Source organism: Spirillospora albida (assembly GCF_000718255.1).
Lineage (GTDB): Bacteria > Actinomycetota > Actinomycetes > Streptosporangiales > Streptosporangiaceae > Spirillospora > Spirillospora albida.
The window spans coordinates 389,673-405,954 of the sequence record NZ_JOFJ01000002.1 but is presented as its reverse complement, the minus strand read 5'-3'; the positions used below and the strand labels follow the sequence as shown (position 1 = coordinate 405,954).

General features: G+C 69.3%; 17 protein-coding genes and 1 pseudogene. 16 read left to right on the top strand and 2 right to left on the bottom strand.

What is annotated here, in order from left to right; all coding sequences use genetic code 11:
• Positions 1-401: 401 nt before the first annotated feature.
• The 3 genes from IE99_RS30030 to IE99_RS30965 all read left to right on the top strand — a co-directional run bounded on the left by IE99_RS30030 (position 402) and on the right by IE99_RS30965 (position 4,868).
• Positions 402-2,942, top strand: a complete 2,541-nt coding sequence (locus IE99_RS30030; protein WP_169744388.1) for an ATP-binding protein — start codon at positions 402-404, stop codon at positions 2,940-2,942.
• Positions 2,943-3,255: 313 nt separating this feature from the next.
• A complete protein-coding gene (locus IE99_RS31685; protein ID WP_157610048.1) occupies positions 3,256-3,933 on the top strand; it encodes a Fe(II)-2OG oxygenase family protein in 678 nt (225 codons plus the stop codon).
• Positions 3,930-4,868 (top strand): hypothetical protein, encoded by a 939-nt coding sequence (locus tag IE99_RS30965; protein WP_084219276.1) that lies wholly within the window; start codon positions 3,930-3,932, stop codon positions 4,866-4,868. The genes IE99_RS31685 and IE99_RS30965 overlap by 4 nt, the downstream gene beginning before the upstream one ends.
• Before the next feature lie 133 nt (positions 4,869-5,001).
• On the opposite strand, the gene IE99_RS0104490 is transcribed toward IE99_RS30965, so the two are convergent.
• Together IE99_RS0104490 and IE99_RS0104485 are read right to left on the bottom strand one after the other, a co-directional pair.
• On the bottom strand, positions 5,002-6,162 hold the full coding sequence (locus IE99_RS0104490; RefSeq protein ID WP_030163963.1) for a type III PLP-dependent enzyme: 1,161 nt from the start codon (positions 6,160-6,162) through the stop codon (positions 5,002-5,004).
• 21 nt (positions 6,163-6,183) lie between these two features.
• Positions 6,184-6,951 (bottom strand): GntR family transcriptional regulator, encoded by a 768-nt coding sequence (locus tag IE99_RS0104485; protein WP_030163961.1) that lies wholly within the window; start codon positions 6,949-6,951, stop codon positions 6,184-6,186.
• Positions 6,952-7,106: 155 nt separating this feature from the next.
• Between IE99_RS0104485 and IE99_RS31680 the strand changes: the two genes are divergently transcribed.
• The 13 genes and pseudogenes from IE99_RS31680 (at position 7,107) to IE99_RS0104425 (ending at position 16,125) form a co-directional block, all read left to right on the top strand.
• Positions 7,107-7,253 carry a hypothetical protein gene (locus IE99_RS31680; RefSeq protein ID WP_157610047.1) on the top strand — a complete coding sequence of 49 codons (147 nt, stop codon included), beginning with the start codon at positions 7,107-7,109 and terminating at the stop codon, positions 7,251-7,253.
• Between the two features lie 103 nt (positions 7,254-7,356).
• On the top strand, positions 7,357-7,656 hold the full coding sequence (locus tag IE99_RS0104475; RefSeq protein ID WP_051711970.1) for a WhiB family transcriptional regulator: 300 nt from the start codon (positions 7,357-7,359) through the stop codon (positions 7,654-7,656).
• Between the two features lie 196 nt (positions 7,657-7,852).
• A complete protein-coding gene (locus IE99_RS0104465) occupies positions 7,853-8,428 on the top strand; it encodes a hypothetical protein (RefSeq protein WP_157610045.1) in 576 nt (191 codons plus the stop codon).
• Between the two features lie 44 nt (positions 8,429-8,472).
• Positions 8,473-8,727 carry a DUF2637 domain-containing protein gene (locus IE99_RS28835; RefSeq protein WP_051711968.1) on the top strand — a complete coding sequence of 85 codons (255 nt, stop codon included), beginning with the start codon at positions 8,473-8,475 and terminating at the stop codon, positions 8,725-8,727.
• Positions 8,688-9,284, top strand: a complete 597-nt coding sequence (locus tag IE99_RS30025; RefSeq protein ID WP_157610043.1) for a hypothetical protein — start codon at positions 8,688-8,690, stop codon at positions 9,282-9,284. Before IE99_RS28835 ends, IE99_RS30025 begins: the two co-directional genes overlap by 40 nt.
• The gene (locus IE99_RS0104455; RefSeq protein ID WP_030163955.1) at positions 9,281-9,553 is read left to right on the top strand and encodes a hypothetical protein; all 273 of its coding nucleotides are present in this window, start codon (positions 9,281-9,283) and stop codon (positions 9,551-9,553) included. The genes IE99_RS30025 and IE99_RS0104455 overlap by 4 nt, the downstream gene beginning before the upstream one ends.
• Complete coding sequence (locus IE99_RS0104450) at positions 9,550-9,846, top strand: hypothetical protein (RefSeq protein ID WP_030163953.1); 297 nt, start codon at positions 9,550-9,552, stop codon at positions 9,844-9,846. The genes IE99_RS0104455 and IE99_RS0104450 overlap by 4 nt, the downstream gene beginning before the upstream one ends.
• Positions 9,843-10,205, top strand: a complete 363-nt coding sequence (locus tag IE99_RS0104445; RefSeq protein ID WP_030163951.1) for a hypothetical protein — start codon at positions 9,843-9,845, stop codon at positions 10,203-10,205. The genes IE99_RS0104450 and IE99_RS0104445 overlap by 4 nt, the downstream gene beginning before the upstream one ends.
• Positions 10,205-12,211 (top strand): hypothetical protein, encoded by a 2,007-nt coding sequence (locus IE99_RS0104440; RefSeq protein WP_051711965.1) that lies wholly within the window; start codon positions 10,205-10,207, stop codon positions 12,209-12,211. The genes IE99_RS0104445 and IE99_RS0104440 overlap by 1 nt, the downstream gene beginning before the upstream one ends.
• Positions 12,212-12,518: 307 nt before the next feature.
• Positions 12,519-12,935, top strand: a complete 417-nt coding sequence (locus IE99_RS0104435; protein WP_211258719.1) for a hypothetical protein — start codon at positions 12,519-12,521, stop codon at positions 12,933-12,935.
• Positions 12,936-12,937: 2 nt separating this feature from the next.
• Positions 12,938-13,375: pseudogene (locus tag IE99_RS32930) on the top strand (DNA cytosine methyltransferase); the annotation flags it as partial.
• Between the two features lie 606 nt (positions 13,376-13,981).
• The gene (locus IE99_RS32925) at positions 13,982-14,149 is read left to right on the top strand and encodes a hypothetical protein (protein WP_245623058.1); all 168 of its coding nucleotides are present in this window, start codon (positions 13,982-13,984) and stop codon (positions 14,147-14,149) included.
• A complete protein-coding gene (locus tag IE99_RS0104425; RefSeq protein ID WP_030163943.1) occupies positions 14,146-16,125 on the top strand; it encodes a DUF3987 domain-containing protein in 1,980 nt (659 codons plus the stop codon). Before IE99_RS32925 ends, IE99_RS0104425 begins: the two co-directional genes overlap by 4 nt.
• The last annotated feature ends 157 nt before the right edge of the window (positions 16,126-16,282 follow it).

Sequence of the window (16,282 nt, the reverse complement as noted above, 5' to 3'; positions counted from 1 at the left end):
GGGGCCTGAGCCGGCGCGTTTCGGATCGCGCTCTTTCGTCGTTGTCAGCAGACCCATCGGCACCACCCGACGAGGTCCTGAGGAAAACCCCGAAAACCTTGTCCGGCCCCGGCGTCGGGGCGAGCCGCAAGAACCGGTCACAGCCGTGGATCACCGGTGCGGCAATGAGAAAAGCCCTCCACCGCGTGGCTGGTGAAGGGCTGTATCTAACGGTGTGGCGGAGCCGAGCTCTTCCGCTCGCAACATCCGCCGGCGACACGCGCCCCGTGCGCACCCCGCCCGAGGGCGGCGCGGTGCGGGGTGCTGATCACCTGAAGTGGCCGGAAGCGTAACGTGGTCGGTAGGCAACGGTGTGAAACCGGGAGATGCAAGGGAACGGGCGCCGGGGGGAGATGGCGACCATGCAGAAGACGGACCGCATACTGGACGCCCGGCGACTGCGGGTGCTGCGCGCCACCGGCCTGCTGGAGTCCAGCGAGGTGCCACTGCTGGACCGGGTGACCCGGCTGGCGGCCCGGTGGCTGCGCACGCCGGTGGCGATGGTGTCGCTGATCGAGGCCGACCGCCAGATCGTGGTCAGCTCGGCTGGGCCCGCCGACCCTTGGCGGGCCGAGCACAGCCCGCTGTCGCAATCGCTGTGCCAGAACATCGTCGTCGAGGACGTGCCGCTGACCGTGGCGGACGCGCGGGCCGACGTGCGCTGGCGTGCGGTCGAGACCGTCTCCGCCGGGAAACTGACGGCGTACGCGGGGATGCCGCTGCGATCCGGTGGCGGGCAGGTGCTGGGCGCGCTGTGCGTGATCGACGACCGGCCCCGGCAGTGGAACGCCGAGCAGCTGGAGACGCTGGGGGACCTCGCCGCGATGGTCGAGGTGGAGATCGCGGTGCGGCTGGGCCGGGCGCAGGCGGTGCTTGACCGGGTGCCGGAGGCGGCGGTCTCCTTCGATGCCACCGGGGCGGTGGTGGCATGGAATGCCGCGGCCGAGCATCTGTTCGGCTGGTCGGCGACAGAGGCCGCCGACTGCCAGGCCGGGGCGCTGATCTGCCCGCAGCAGCTGCGGACCGGCTGGGAGCAGATGGTGCGCCGGATACGGCAGGAGGCGTCCGCGGTCGGGCAGCGGCTGGAGGTGACCGCGGTCGACCGGTCCGGGCGGGAGTTCCCGGCCGAGATGATCGTGCAGGTCGGTCCCGCACAGGACGGGGCGTTGTGCCACGCGGTGCTGCGCGACATCACCGCCGCGCGCCGCACGCAGATGCTGCGGGAGGCTCAGCACGCGGTGGTGCGGGCGCTGGCCGACGCACGCTCCAGCCGGGAGGCCGCGGTCGGCGTGCTGGCCGCCGTCACCGACGCGCTGGGCTGGACCTGCGGCGAATACTGGCACGTCCGGCCCGACCACGACGAGATCACCCGCATCGCCTCCTGGCACCGGCCCGGCCGGGAGGTGGCGGCCTTCACCGGCGCCGAGCCGGTCACCTTTCCCCGCGGCCATGGATTGGCCGGGCTGGTGTGGGAGCGCGGCGGCGTGATGTGGGTGGCCGACCTGCCCGCCGACGACCGCGACTTCACCCGCAAGGCCGAAGCACTGCAGGTCGGCCTGCATGCGGCCATCGGCCTGCCGATCCACCGCGGCGACCGGGTGGAGGGCGTGCTGGCCTTCTTCTCCGACGCCGTCCTGGAGCCCGATGAGGACCTGGTCGCGCTGCTGGAGGGCATCTGCGCGCATGTGGGCCGCTACATGGAGCGCCGCCGGGCCGAGGAGCTCGCCCTTGCCCTGGCCGAGAGCAACCGCCGGTTCGAGCAGGTCATCGCCCAGCTCGACGATGACGTGTGGACCATCGAATTCGGTGCGGACGGCACAGGCCGCAACGTGGCGGTCAGCTCGAACCTGGCCAAGCTGCTCGGCGGCCCGGTGCCTGAGGGCGCCGACGTGGCCGACCTGGTCATGAGTCGGCTCCACCCCGACGACCGCCCGGCCATGGCCGCCTTTCACGTCGCCGCCTCCAGCGGCGACCGGGCCGAGGCCGAATACCGGCTGATCGGCCTGGACGGCGTGACCCGCTGGATCTGGATGCGCGGTACGCCGCGCCGCGAAGGGGACCGGCTGCTGGTCGACGGCATCTCCACCGACATCACCGAGCGCCACGGGCTGGCCGAGCAGCGCGAGCGCCTGCTGGCCGCCGAGCAGCGGCAGGTACGCCAGCTGCGGGAGCTGGACGCGATGAAGGACGAGCTGATGGCGCTGGTCACCCACGAGCTGCGCAATCCCATCGGCGCCATCCGCGGCTACGCCGAGCTGCTGCTGGACGATGCGGGCATGAGCAGCGAGCAGCGCGGTTTCGTCGACGTCATCGACCGGAAGAGCGCCCATCTGCAGCGCCTGGTCGACGACCTGCTGGATCAGGCCCGCCTGGAGTCCGGGCGCATTGGCATCGATGCCCGCCCGGTGGCACTGACCTACCTGGTCAGCGAGGCCGTCGACGACCACCGGCCCGCCGCCGAGGCCAAGCGGCTGACCGTCACCGCCGAGCTGGCCCCGGCCCTGGCCGTGAACGCCGACCCGGTCCGGCTGCGCCAAGTGATCGACAACCTGCTGTCGAACGCGATCAAGTACACACCCGCGGGGGGCGCCGTCACCGTCACCGCCGGACCCGCCACCGGCGCCGAGGGCGGCGGGGATGAGGCGGTCCTGCTCACGGTCGCCGACACCGGCATCGGCATCCCGCCCGAGCAGTACGGGCAGCTGTTCCACCGGTTCTTCCGCGCCTCCACCGCCAAGGAGGCCGGCGTCAAAGGCACCGGTCTGGGCTTGGCCATCACCAAGGCCATAGTGGAGGCGCACGGCGGCACCATCGCCGCCGCACCCCGCGACGGCGGCGGCACCATCTTCACCGTCTGCCTGCCGATCGAACCACCGGCCCCCGAAAGCACCCGCCCGACCTGAAGACGGCTAGAAAAGGAAAAGGGGGACCTATCGGGATTAACGACAGCGGCCCCTCGCCAGGTCATGCCTGGTGAGGGGCCGCTTTACGTGGTGTGGCGGGTGCAGGGTTCGAACCTGCGTAGGCTAAGCCGACGGATTTACAGAGAGACCATGTCGTCACCCCTGTAACTAGGCTGACCTGCGGCGAAGCATCCTTCCCGTCTTCCCAGGGACCTCGCCGTCCCGTCCATGTTCCGCGATCCTGGCGATGTACTACACCGCCAATAGCCTCCCCTGACCCACCGGGGAATCCCGGGTGCGCCTGGCTAGGCAGATGAAGTACAACTACTCCATGGCGACGGAGCTAGAAGGCTTGGCCAAAAGAGCCCAGCGGCAAGGGTGGGCTGTGGGGTCGGGGACGATCGATCAAGTTCAGAGCGAGGCACAGTCCCTAGGCTGGATTGAGGTGCCAATACGCAGGGGTGACCCGACTGTTGTCACGTTGCGATCACTGGGTCAAGCAGCCGCACGACCAAAGTCGATGAGTGCCCAATACGGCCTGGAGGAACAACCGCTGCACACCGATGGCGCTCACCTACTTCGCCCGCCGGACGTAGTAGTGCTCTCCAATACAGATGAGAATTCCACTCACACACGTCTTTGGCGACCAAGCTACAGCGCCAAACGTTTGAACTCAAGAATCCCTTCCATTGCACAAGATGGCATCTTTCTTGTTCACAGCGGCAAGGACTCATTCTTCTGCACGGCCGAGGCTCGCGGAAGGCTTCGCTACGATCCTGCTTGCATGACGCCATGCGATGCTCGCGCCCGGCGAATAGCTACCTTCTTTCAAAAAATATCTGAAGGCATCACCGAACATGCGTGGAGTCAACCAAACATGCTGTTGGTGATTAACAATAGACGCACTCTCCATGGTCGCGCCTCAGCAATCAACGACCCTGATCGCGAACTCCAGCGAATTAGCTTTTACATCGAAGGCGAGCAGTCGTGAATTCACCCTACGATCACGAAGCATTGTGGATAAAGGCAAAATTGTTCCTCAATCGCGCAATGGATGATGACTTTAGATCGTTCGACGAGCAAGCCTTGTGGGCCGCCCTTGCCCTCGAACTGCTTGCCAAGGCTGCTCTCGCGCGTGTCTCACCGCTGTTGGTTGCCGAGCCTACCGAGGACGGCACAAATCTACTTATTGCAAGTGGACTGGTCTCGGGTGAGGCTCGATTCACTTCAGTAAGAGCTAAAACATTGTTCGCTCGCTGCCATAAGGCATTCAAGCCATTCGACCAAGCCGAGGCCAACAGGATCATCAATGGGAGGAACGAATACCTACATAGCAGCGGAACAGGCTTTATGGCTATTCCACCGAAAGTTTGGTGGCCGAGATATTGGGCGCAGGCGACTATCCTGGTAACGGCACTTGACCAAGATATTGCCGCACTGGTAGGCGCAGACAGGGAACGAATAGTCCTAGGCCACCTAGAGCAGAACGCCAAGAACGTTGAACTGCGAACTGAAGCTCTGATAGAACGAGCCAAGCAGCGTCTACAACAAAGACGTGAGGGAACGCTTCGGACAAAGGTCGCAGCCGAATGGAAAGTGGGGCGAGATCTGACCGCATGGCTTAGCCATAACACTACGGCACTTTGCCCCGCGTGCGGATCAGAGGGCGTCCTGGAAGGCGAGGACGTCGAGAATACTCAGATCTTTCACGAAAGTGGTTTCTACTCTTCTTCCGGAGGGATCAATGAGGATATTACTGACGTGACGGTAGAGCTCACAATAGGATCTGATTACTTCAGTTGTCCCACGTGCCAACTCGTACTCGACTCATGGGAACTAATCAACCACGCAGGGCTACCAACCTCATTCGAAACCGAGGGCAACCCCGAAGACTACTTCCAGGAGCCTGAATATGGGAATGACTGACAGCCACACGAACTACGCATCGCATGACGGACTCGTGAGCCCCGAACACAAATGATGTGGGCGATTATGTCAAGTATCCGAGATAGAAAGGGCCCTCGGCCACGAGTGGCCGAGGGCCAGCCTTATGCGAGAGTTAATTGCCGAGGTATCGAAAGGTCGGTTTTGGGTGCATGAGGAAGTCGTGGTGGGAGATGTTCCAGGCGTAGGCGCCGGACATGGAGAAGGCGACTAGGTCGCCTACGGCGATGCGGTCTGTGGGGACCTCGCGTGCGAAGACGTCCTTTGGGGTGCAGAGTTGGCCGACGAGGGTTACGGGCTCGCCAACGACTGCGGGGCCGTCGCCGTTGCGGGTGAGGACGTCGTACGGGTGGTTGTGTTGCTTGGTGACGGGTGTGCGGATGTGCATGGTGCCGCCGCGTAGGACGGCGTACCACTGGCCGTGTGCCTTCTTCACGTCCAGTACCTCGGTGAGGTACCACCCGGCGTAGACGCTGATTGAGCGGCCCGGTTCGATGCGCAGCGTTTCGCCTGGCTCGGCGAGCGCGGCGACGTCGGCGCCGTACTGCTTCCAGTCGAATCGGGTCTCGGGTGTGGAGTAGTCGACGGCCATGCCGCCGCCGAGGTTGAACTCACGCGGGCCGGTGTGGCCGATCCTGTCGAGCCACGCGCGGCCCCACGCGAGGATCTCGGCGGACTGGGCGACCATGGCGGAGGCATCCAGGCCGGACGCCAGGTGCGCGTGAATGCCGCGGAGGCGCACCTGCGGAGAGTCGTCCAGGATGCTGGTGCACGACTCGATCAGGTCCGGGTCCATGCCGAACGGGCCGCTCATGGCGAGCGCGACGCCGCTGCGGTCGCCGGCGAGGTTGAGGCGTAGCAGGACATCGACCTCACGGCCGGACGTCCGAGCGATCTCGGCCAGCCGGGACAGCTCATACGGGCTTTCGACGTGGATGCGCTCGACGCCGAGGTCTAGGGCAAGCCGTAGCTCGTCGTCGGTCTTGCCGGGGCCGCCGAACGCCAACCGCGCGTCCGGCAGCGCCTCGCGCACGTGCGCCAGCTCGCCGCCGGACGCGACCTCGATGCCATCGACGTAGGGGGCGAGCGCTTGCAGGATCGGCGTGTCCGGGTTGGCCTTTGCGGCGTAGAAGATCTCCGGCGCACCGGGCGCCGAGAGCGCGGCCTTGACCTCGGCCGCGTGCTCACGTAGCGCGGCGAGGTCGTAGACGAACGCGGGTAGCTCGCCCTTGCCCGCAAGGGCTTGGGCGTGGTCTTCGACTAGGCGCGTGATCATCAGGTGTGGTCTCTCCGGTTGTCAGGCAAGCGGGAACTCGTACTGAGCCGTCACGTAGTGGGCGGGGGCGACCGAGACCGTGACCTCGACGGCGCGGCCCTCGGCCGTCATGCCGACATGCGTGATCTCGACCACCGTGCGCTCCGGGCTGATCTCCAGCGCGTGCGCCTCGGCCTCGGTGGGCAGACGACTCGGGATGATCTGTTCGCGCGCCCTGGTCTGCGCGTAGCCGAGTTCGGCAAGCGCGCTCTTGACGCCGCCGACGATCACCGGGCCGTCTTCCTCCAGGACGGTCCCCTCGGCGATGTCGAGCGGGAACCAACTGGCGTTGAGCCGGACGGGAATGCCGCTGGCGAGTAGTCGCCGACGCCGGACGAGGCAGTTCACTTCACCGGTCGGCAGGCCGAGCGCCTCGGCGACGTCCGCCGGCGGTTCGGCGCGTTCGGTGGTGATCTCGTGCTGCGGCTCCAGTCCACGGGCGCGAACCTCGGCGTCGAACGCGCCGCGGGCGCCGTTGTTCTCGCGGGTGGCCCGGTCGTACCGCGCCGGTGAGTGGAGCATCGGCGGTAGCCAGGTGACCATGGTGCCCCGTCCCTGCCGAGGTCGGACGATGCCCTCGGCCGCGAGTACCTGCATTGCCCTGTTCACCAAGCTACGGGACGCCCCGTAGCGGTCGGCAAGCTCCGGCTCGGCTGGCAGGACGGTCCCGGTGGGGTACCGGCCGTCCATGATCTCCTGACGAATTTTCGCGGCGATGTCGCGGAACCCGTGACGCTCCGACTGCTGCATTGACCTGCTCCTTCCCAGCCCGCTTAGGGCTACCTAACTAGACCCTACTGCATACGCCAAACGACTGGCGTTACTTGACATCCGGCCACGGATGGCCACAATCAGAGTTGAGCAAACGCCAAACGTTTGGCGTTACAACGCTGAGGAGGCGTCGGATGTTCCCCGACAAGTCGAGCAAGGTCGGCCAGTGGGTCACCGCGCTGGTTCTGGCGGTCTTCGTCTTCCAGAACCCCGAGAAGGCCGCGGGCTTCGTGACCGGCTTCTTCGACGCCGTGTCCCGCTTCGCCAACGCCCTGGGCTGATCAAGTGCCCGTCCGTCACCCGAAGCCGGTCCCGGTGCACACGCCACCAAGCACGCCGCCGGGACCGCGCTTCCAACCGATCACCGATTCAAGGAGCTGCCTCGTGTCCCGACCCCTGACCGCCGTTTCGGCGCTGTCCGCCATGGACCTGCGCGGCGAGCCGATCGAGGGCGCACAGTGCCGTTTCGACCCCGACTTGCACACCGGCCCGGACGGCCAGGAGCCGCCGGACGAGCGTGCGGCGCGTGAGGTCGTGGCCGCCGAGGTCTGCGAGTCCTGCCCGCTGCGCGGTGCCTGCTTCGAGCTGGCGGCGCGAATCCGTCCGGAGCACGGCGTGTGGGCGGGCTTCACCGCCGCGGAACTGGCCGCGCTGTTCGCCCTCGACCTCGACGAGGTCGCCTGACCCCGTCCGATCAGTGGGGACCCAGGAGCGCCCGAACGGCCAAGAGCGAACGCCCCTGGGTTCCTTCCAAGGAAGGAGCTTCAACGATGTCCGACAAGCCGACCAAGGACAAGTCCTCGACGTGGCCGAATGGCGAGCCCAAGAGCGTCCGGGACGCCTACGACGCCGCGCAGTCCGGCAAGAAGAAGTGACCGGCATGACGTTCGTCTTCAACGACGTCTACGACCGTGACCGCGCCTCGGACGGCGTGTCCCGGTATGGCGTCTACCTGCGGCAGTACCCGAGGCTGTTCGGCGACGGGGACGGCGCGGTGACGACCGACCCGGGCGAGTTCGCCGCCGCCGCGTGGCAGGTGGCCACATCCCCGATCATGGCGCCGCCCTACCTGGACTGGACGGCCGAGCGCGTCCAGTGGGTGACCTTCACCGGCAGCGAGGACAGCGCCGCGCTTATCGCCCGTGTCCAGGTCGCCGTCCCCCGCCCGGCCGCGCTCGCCGACGTGCGGGGGTTCGCCGACTGGGACCGTGGCGACCGCTGGAACCGCGGCTACCACACCCCGGCCGATGACGCCCTGGCCCGCCGTCCGGCGATGCTGACCAGTTCCCTGCTGCTGTTCGAGATCGGTGCCGGTGAGCTGTACGTCCCCCAGGACGCGCCCGAGGCGCTCACCGTGGCCGATGCCAAGGCATCGGTGCGGCGGCTGGCCGACCTGGTGACCGCCCGCATGGCCCCGATCATGTCCGCCCTCGACTCGGCGGGGGTGGCCCGGTGAGCTCCGCACAGGCGCGCAGTGCGCAGCCTCGGACGGGTGACCGGGTGATCCGTGCCAGCACCGCCGCCACGGTGGTGGGCATCGGCGGTATCGCCGCAGTGGTCTCGTTCCGGCACGCGCTGGAGGTCGTCCGCGACAACGGCGAGTCCGGGGTGACCGCCTACCTGACGCCGTTGACGGTGGACGGGCTCGTGTTCACCGCATCCATGGTCCTGCTGGACGCCGCCCGGCGCGGTGACCGGGCCCGATGCTGGCGCGCGTGGCGCTGGCGCTGGGCATCGCGGCAACAGTCGCGGTGAACGTGCTGCACGGGCTGGCCCATGGCCCGGTCGGTGCCGTCGTCGGCGCGTGGCCGGCCATCACGCTCATTCTGGTTGTCGAGTTGCTCATGGGCATGATCCGGCGCGGCCGCCAGTCGGCCGAGGCCGAGCAGGAGTCCGGCGCCGTGGCCGAGGCGGCATACCGCGTCGGTGAAGACGCCGCCACGCCGCACCTCGTACCCGAGTCGGCGCCCGTCCCCGTACCCGTGCCCGCACTCGCCGAGGGCGCACCCACGGCCGTACCCGGGGCGTCGTCCTCGGCCGTACCCGACACCTCCGGCGCGCGTGTACCCGCGTCCGCCGAGGTGCGCCCGGCTCGGCGTACCCGTTCGGCTGGCGACCCGGCCGAGGTGCGCGCCGTGGCGGTGTTCGCCGATGAGATCGCGGCCGGACAGGTGCCCTCGATTCGCCGGATCAAGGCCACGCTTCGGTGCGGTCAGACCAAGGCATCCCAGGTCCGCGAGTACCTGGCGTCCCTCGACTCCGCCCCCCGTACCCCGGTGACCGCAACGGCAGGCAAGGAGGTCCTGTCATGACTGCCCGTACCCCCACGCCCAACCCGCGCACGGTCCGGCGTACCCGCCGGACGCGTCCGGGCTACCGGCTGGCGTTCGCTGACCGGTTCATGCTGGCCTGTTCGACCGGTGGCGCGGTGTACCTGTTCGCCCTGCACCTGGCGCACCTGCCAACCGGCACCGCGACCGCCGCCGGGGTGCTGGTGTTCACGTTCGCCCTAGGGGTGCTGGTGACCGTCAAGCGGCTCCCGCATCTCCGGCCCCTGCTGGAGTGGAGGCCGCGGCGATGACGCTGGACTACCCGCCCCGCACGGACCGAGCCCTTACCGGCGCTGCGCTGGCCGCCCTGTTCGCCGTCCTGCGCGGCCTGTGGGCCGTGGCCAGGTTGCTGGCCGGTGCCCTGGCCGCGCTCACCTCGGCCGCCATCGGCACGCCCCCGGCCTCGGCGACCCGCCTGCGCCACCTGATAGCCGACGAGTACCGCGCCGGACGAGTCGGCGCTATCGACGCCGAGGTCATCGAGGACACCACCGACCCCGACACCGAACCGCACGCCGAGCCCGTGAAGGAGAACCGCCCGTGAGCGTAAAGCGGCGCATCCCGGAGCTTTCGAACATCGAGTTCACCGGGGCCAAGTCGATCACCGCCTACAGCCAGGCGTCCCGGTCGATCTGCCGGGACCTGTCCATGGAGTTCGAGATGGCCGCCGATGAGGTCTACGGCGCCCTGATCGCCTCGCAGAAGGGGCACCCGGCCCTGTTCGGTGTGGACGTCAAGATGCGCGCCCGCCGGGTCCGCAACCGGCTGCGGCGCGCGTCCGAGCACGCCAAGGGCGCCGCAGTGGAAGCGGTGAAGTTCCACAACCAGTTCCGCACCGAGTTCGCCGACATCCTCAACCCGCCCAAGCGCAAGCCCAAGTTCGACTTCAAGGACGACGCCTGATGGCTGCCAAGAACACGCTCAAGAGCACGCAACTGGCCACCGTGGACGACGCCTCATGGGACCGGTTCAAGGCCGCCCAAGCCTCCAAGCTCGCCACCCTCGCCCCGCCGTGGCTGATCTGGCCCGTCGTCGCGGGCATCGGCCACGCCGCCCACACCCTGTGGGGCACCGGGCAGGGCGCCGCATGGTCGGCCATGGGCCTCACCCTCGGTACCGGGGTGCTGTCGGGGGTGACGTGGCTGGTCTCCCACACCCGCGGCATCCTCGGCCGCGGCTCGGCCACCGTCACCACGTTCGCCGCTGGGATGTGGGTCACCTCATGCTCGGTCGCTGGGATCGGGCAACCGGTGGTGACCTGGTTCTTCCTGGCCGGTGGCGTGACCGTCTGCACGGGCTGGAACATCCGGACCGTGATCCGGGCCAAGACCGGCCTGTCCGGTGTTACCGATCCACTGGCGTTCCTGTTCGACCAGGGCAAGGACAGCACCGGCCTGGACGGCGCCCGGATGGCCACCGTCAAGGCCGGCGAACGCAAGATCGAGGCCGCCATGGCGCTGCCCGCCGGACAGAAGACCGTGGGCGACGTGCAGAAGAAGACCGAGCACATCGAGGGCGCCATGGGCCTGCCGCCCGGCACCCTGTCGGTAGCCGCCGACACCGACCGCGCCGACCGCGCCAAGGTCACCCTGTCCGACCCGCGCATCATGCGCGCCCCGATCCCCTGGCCCGGCCCGTCCCGGCCCGGCGGCTCGATCGCCGAACCGGTCCGCCCCGGCGTCTGGCAGGACGGTGACGACGTCGCCGACACCATCCCCGGCAGCCACCGCCAGTTCATGGGCAAGACCGGGTCCGGCAAGTCCATCGGCGGTGCATGGGACTACCTCGCCGAGATCATCACCCGCACGGACGTCGCGGTGTTCGCCGCCGACATCACCAAGGGAGAGCAGACCCTCGGCCCGCTCCGCCCCGCCCTGCACCGCTTCGAGACCACCAAACAGGGTGTCCGGTCCCTGATCAACGACATCGAAGCGCAGCTCAAGCCCCGTACCGACTGGCTCTCGGCGCGCGGATACGTCAACTGGGAGCCCGGATGCGGGCTGGCCTACTGGGTGCTGTGGCTGGAGGAGTTCCCCGACATCGGCGACGCCCTCGGCGACAAGGGCATGGAGACCTTCCTGCGGCTGCTCAAGGCCGTCCGGTCCGCCGGCGGAACCATCGTCATGAGCTTGCAGCGCTCGGACTGGACGCAGATGCCGACCATCGCCCGCGGCCAGTTGGCGAACATGTGCTTCGGCGTCGCTAACTCCCATGACGCCGCGTTCGGCCTGTCCGAGGCCCAGGAAGACGCCGGGGCCCGCCCGGAACTGTGGGGATCGTCCCAGCCCGGCATGGCCTACCTCGACGCCCCCGGCATCCCCATCGAGCGCATCGCGATGCCGCTGCGCACCTTCGCATGGCTCGACGCCAGCGGGAAGCCCGACACCGCCGCCATAGCCGCCCATGCCGCCGAGTGGCCCGCCACCGGCAAGACGGTGGACGAGTTCACTGCCGCCATCACCGGCAACGCCACCGGCACCACGGGCGCCCGCCCGGTCGGCGAGCCCGGCCCCACGGACGACGCCCGCGACGACGCCGAGAGCGACGCGGACGAGGGTTGGTCGGCTGCCGACGACCTGACCACCGAAGACCCCGACCCGACCATGACCGCCGACATGGACGACCCGATCGAGGACGACCCCGACGACGAGGAATGGGAGTTCACCCGGCCCGAACCGACCATGACCGCCGCCGAGGCGCGCCAGGCGCTGCGTGAGCGCATCGCCGCATGGGCCGCCGAGGGCCGCGAGGACTTCACCACCGCCGACCTGTCCGACGTGTGGACCGGCGCCGGCCTGTCCCGCCAGTGGGCACAGAACCAGATCCGCCGCCTACGCGAACAGGGCGTGCTCGGCTACGACGACGACGCCCAACGCCACCTGCTGCTCGCCGTCTCCGACGCCGCCTGAATCGCGCGCACGCGCACCCGCACGGCTGCGCGCAGGCAGCGCGCCGCGCGAAGTTGATCATGGTGCAACGGGTGCAACGCGGGAGGTGCAACACCCCTGCAACACAGGGGCGCAACACCCGCGTTGCACCCCCGCCGAACAGGCAACCAACCCCCAAACCCCCGCCCGCCCGCAACGCCAGGTGCAACACCGCCCGCACCAGGAGGCAAAGCGGCCCTCGGCGCACAAGCCACCAAGCACGCCGCCGAGGGCCGCACCTCCAACCGATCACGGAACCGCCAGGTCCCTAGAAGGAGGTCACTCCATGATGACACCGAACCAAGTCCCGTTCCCGCCGGTCGAGCAATGGCCCGTGCTGGCCGCCCCCGACTGCCCCACCTGCCGCCGCTCCGCCGACGTGGCATGGATCGGGCCCGCCACGTTCGCCGAGGGCGACGAGGTCAACGTCTGGCGCTGCCGCGCCTGCCCCACCGACTGGTTCATCCCCGTCACCCACTGGCCCGTGCTGGACGGCCCCGGCTGCCCGCACTGCCGCACCGTCGTCACCTGCTGGGCCGCGCTCGCCCCCGAGACCCCGGGCAACCTGTGGACGTGCGAGCACGGGCACGAATTCGTGCTCACCCCCGAAGGGATCGTCATCACCTCTGGCAACGAGGACCTGTCGGACTGGGCGCCGGTCTGGCCGCACACTCGGCGCGACCCGCAGGACGGCGAGGCCGCGTGACCATGCCGACCGCCCTGTCCCTCGGGTCGATGTGCACCGGGTACGGCGGGCTGGACCTGGCCGTGTCCGCCGTGCTGGACGTCGAGCCCGCATGGGTTGCCGACCCCGACCCCGGCGCCGCCGCGATCCTGGCCCACCACTGGCCCGGCGTGCCCAACCTCGGCGACATCGCCGCCGTGGACTGGACGACCGTGCCGCCCGTCGATGTGGTGGCCGCCGGGTTCCCCTGCACGGATCTCTCGCTCGCCGGCGCCGGTGCCGGGATCAAGGAAGGAACCCAAAGTGGGCTCTGGCTCGTCATCGCCGCCGCCCTCGGTGTACTACGACCTCGGCTCGTCGTGCTGGAGAACGTGCGCGCCATCGTTGCTCGACGACCGGGGCTCGATCGTGTCCTCACCGACCTTGCCCGCCTCGGGTTCGATGCGGAATGGACGTGTATCCGAGCATCGGACGTCGGCGCCGCACACCAGCGGTGGCGGTGGTTCCTGCTGGCCTGGCCTGCCGACGCCCCGCGCCCGCGACTCCAAGGGCCGCGGCTACGCCGACGGCCTCCCGGCGGTGGTGGAACTCCTGCCCACCCCGACCGTGTCGGAGACCAACGGGACCGGCCCGCCGGGCAGCCCGCGCAACGACACGCTACGGGCTCAGGTGGCGCTGCTACCGACCCCGCGGGCATCGGTGAACGAGAACCGGCAGACCCGCCGCACTCCATCCCAGGAAGCGGGCACACACGGCCTGAACCTGGCGGCCGAGGTGTGCAACCTGCTGCCGACCCCGCGCGCCACCCGCGGCGGATCCTCGACCGAAACCGCGGCCCTGCTGCCGACCCCGCGTGCGACCGACGGCACCAAGGGCGGCCCGAACCAGCGGGGAACCTCGGGCGACCTGATGCTGCCCTCGGCGGTGGCCCACATGTCGACTGGGGCGCCTACCGCCCCGCCATCGACCGATGGGCCCGCGCCCTCGGGCGGCCAGCTCCTACTCCCCGGCTTCCCACCGGACGCGGCGGAGCCGACCAGCTGAACCCCGCATTCGTCGAGTGGCTCATGGGCCTCCCCGAGGGCCACGTCACCGCCGTTCCCGGCCTGACTCGCAACCAGATGCTCAAAGCCCTGGGCAACGGCGTCGTCCCCGCCCAAGGCGCCGCCGCACTCACCGCCCTCCTCACCCGCCTTACCACCGACCAACCACTGTCCGAGGGAACCGCAGCATGACCAAGCCCGCATCGTTGCGCGTGGTCGACAGCGCGCCCGCCGACGCCGACCTCGACGCGACGCCGCACAGCATCGACGCCGAGCAATACGTCCTCGGCGGGGTGATGCTCTCGCCGGCCGCGCTCGCCGAGGTCCGGCCGCTGCTGGACGGCGCCGACTTCTACCGGCCCGCGCACGCTCAGATCTGGGAGGCGGTGTGCGCGCTCGCCGACCGCGGCGCGCCCGCCGACCCGCTCTCGGTCGGTGCGCACATCGGCGCCCGCCAACTGGCCAAGCTCGGCGGTGGCCCGTACCTCCACACGCTGATCAGCCGTGTTCCGACCGCGGCGAACGCTGTCTACTGGGCTCACATGGTGCGGGACCTGGCCTATGCCCGGACCGTCGCCGAGACCGGTACTCGACTCGTCCAGCTCGCCACCGTCGCCGAGGGCGACGCCGCCGAGCTGCGGGCGCAAGTGGCCGCCGAGGTCGCCGCCGTGACCGGCGCCGACCGGCGCGGCTGGCCCGACCCGACGCCGCTCTCGACCGCGCCCGACCTGCCGACGTTCCCCATTTGGTGCCTGCCGGACTGGGCCGCCGAGTACGCCGCCGGTGTCGCCGACGTCACCCAGACGCCGGTAGATCTGGCCGGGTGTCTCGCCCTTGCCGCGCTCGCCGTGGCCGCCGCCGGCAACGTGACGGTGAGCGCCGGGGCATGGTCCGAGCCGGTGAACCTGTTCCTGGTCATGGTGCTGCCGCCCGGCAACCGGAAGTCCGAGGTCTACAAGGCCATGACCGGACCCATTCGGGCCGCCGAGGGCATCCTGACCGACCTGGCCGCGCCGCTCATCGCCGAGGCGACCATTGCCCGCAAGGTCGCCGAGGCCGAGGCCGAGCGTTCGGAGAAGGCCGCCGCCGACCACCCGGACAGCCTCGAGCGGCGCGCCGACGCGTCCGCCGCGCGAATGGCTCTCGACAACGCCACGGTGCCCGCCGAGCCCGCGCTCTTCGGCGGTAACGACTCGACCGTTGAGAAGGTCACCTCACGACTGGCCGAACAGAACGGCCGATACGCCGTCATGGCGCCCGAGGGCGGCAAGCTGTTCTCAATCGCTGGTGGCCGCTACTCCGGTTCTCCGGACATCGGCGTCTTCCTGTCCGGGCACGCTGGCGAGGAAATGCGCATCGAGCGTGTGGGCCGCTCGTCCGAGCGCATCGACGCCGCCGCGCTCACCATCGGCGTGTGCCTGCAACCCGGCGTGCTGGCCGGGCTCGGCGACACCCCCGAATTCCGCGAACAGGGCTTGCTCGGACGCCTGCTGATCACCATGCCGGAATCCATGCTCGGCCACCGCAACGCCCGTCCCGCCCCCATCCCCGCGCACGCCGCCCACGCCTACGAGCGGACGCTTACCGATCTCGTCCTGTCGCTGCGAAGGTTCGGCGACCCGGACGGCACGCCCGTCGCCCTGACGTTCACGAGCGAGGCACAAGAGGCCGTCATCGACCTACTGGAGGCCACGGAACCGCGATTCCGCCCCGGTAGCGGCGACCTCGCCCACATGACCGATTGGGGCGGCAAGCTGGTCGGCGCCGTCGTGCGCATTGCCGCGCTTCTTCACCTGGCGAAGCACTTGCGCGACGGGTACGGGCGCCCGATCGACCTCGCCACATTCCGGGAAGCCTGCCAGCTCGGCGAGTACTTCACCGCGCACGCCCAAGCGGCCTATGACGCCATTGGCGCCGACCCTGCCGTTAACCACGCCCGCACCGTTCTGGACTGGGCACGCCGTACCGAAACCACCCGGTTCACCGCCCGCGACCTCATGCGCGGCCCACTCAAGAACCGCGCCCGCAAGGTCGCCGACCTCGAACCGGTCTTGCGCGTCCTGCAAACCCACGGCTGGATCCGGCAGATACCCGGCACACGGACGGGAGGACGGCCCACCTCACCGGCCTACGAGACTCACCCCGACCTGTCGGAGGACTTCCGGTGACTCGCCTCGGACGCCGCTACGTGCCGTTACCGCGCCCGGCGCAGATCTGGCGACCGGGACGCCGGGACAGGGTGACAGAAGCCGACGCAAGCCCTTGTGTCGCCTTCTGTCCCCGTGTCCCCTGTCCCCGCGCGCCCCCTCGGCCCTCGACTCGTCT

Bases quoted from the DNA above. Each gene is read 5' to 3' on its own strand.
- IE99_RS30030 (WP_169744388.1), top strand. From the start codon at position 402: ATGCAGAAGACGGACCGCATACTGGACGCCCGGCGACTGCGGGTGCTG.
- IE99_RS31685 (WP_157610048.1), top strand. From the start codon at position 3,256: ATGAAGTACAACTACTCCATGGCGACGGAGCTAGAAGGCTTGGCCAAA.
- IE99_RS0104490 (WP_030163963.1), bottom strand. From the start codon at position 6,162: ATGATCACGCGCCTAGTCGAAGACCACGCCCAAGCCCTTGCGGGCAAG.
- IE99_RS0104485 (WP_030163961.1), bottom strand. From the start codon at position 6,951: ATGCAGCAGTCGGAGCGTCACGGGTTCCGCGACATCGCCGCGAAAATT.
- IE99_RS31680 (WP_157610047.1), top strand. From the start codon at position 7,107: ATGTTCCCCGACAAGTCGAGCAAGGTCGGCCAGTGGGTCACCGCGCTG.
- IE99_RS0104465 (WP_157610045.1), top strand. From the start codon at position 7,853: ATGACGTTCGTCTTCAACGACGTCTACGACCGTGACCGCGCCTCGGAC.
- IE99_RS0104455 (WP_030163955.1), top strand. From the start codon at position 9,281: ATGACTGCCCGTACCCCCACGCCCAACCCGCGCACGGTCCGGCGTACC.
- IE99_RS0104450 (WP_030163953.1), top strand. From the start codon at position 9,550: ATGACGCTGGACTACCCGCCCCGCACGGACCGAGCCCTTACCGGCGCT.
- IE99_RS0104440 (WP_051711965.1), top strand. From the start codon at position 10,205: ATGGCTGCCAAGAACACGCTCAAGAGCACGCAACTGGCCACCGTGGAC.
- IE99_RS0104435 (WP_211258719.1), top strand. From the start codon at position 12,519: ATGACACCGAACCAAGTCCCGTTCCCGCCGGTCGAGCAATGGCCCGTG.
- IE99_RS32925 (WP_245623058.1), top strand. From the start codon at position 13,982: ATGGGCCTCCCCGAGGGCCACGTCACCGCCGTTCCCGGCCTGACTCGC.
- IE99_RS0104425 (WP_030163943.1), top strand. From the start codon at position 14,146: ATGACCAAGCCCGCATCGTTGCGCGTGGTCGACAGCGCGCCCGCCGAC.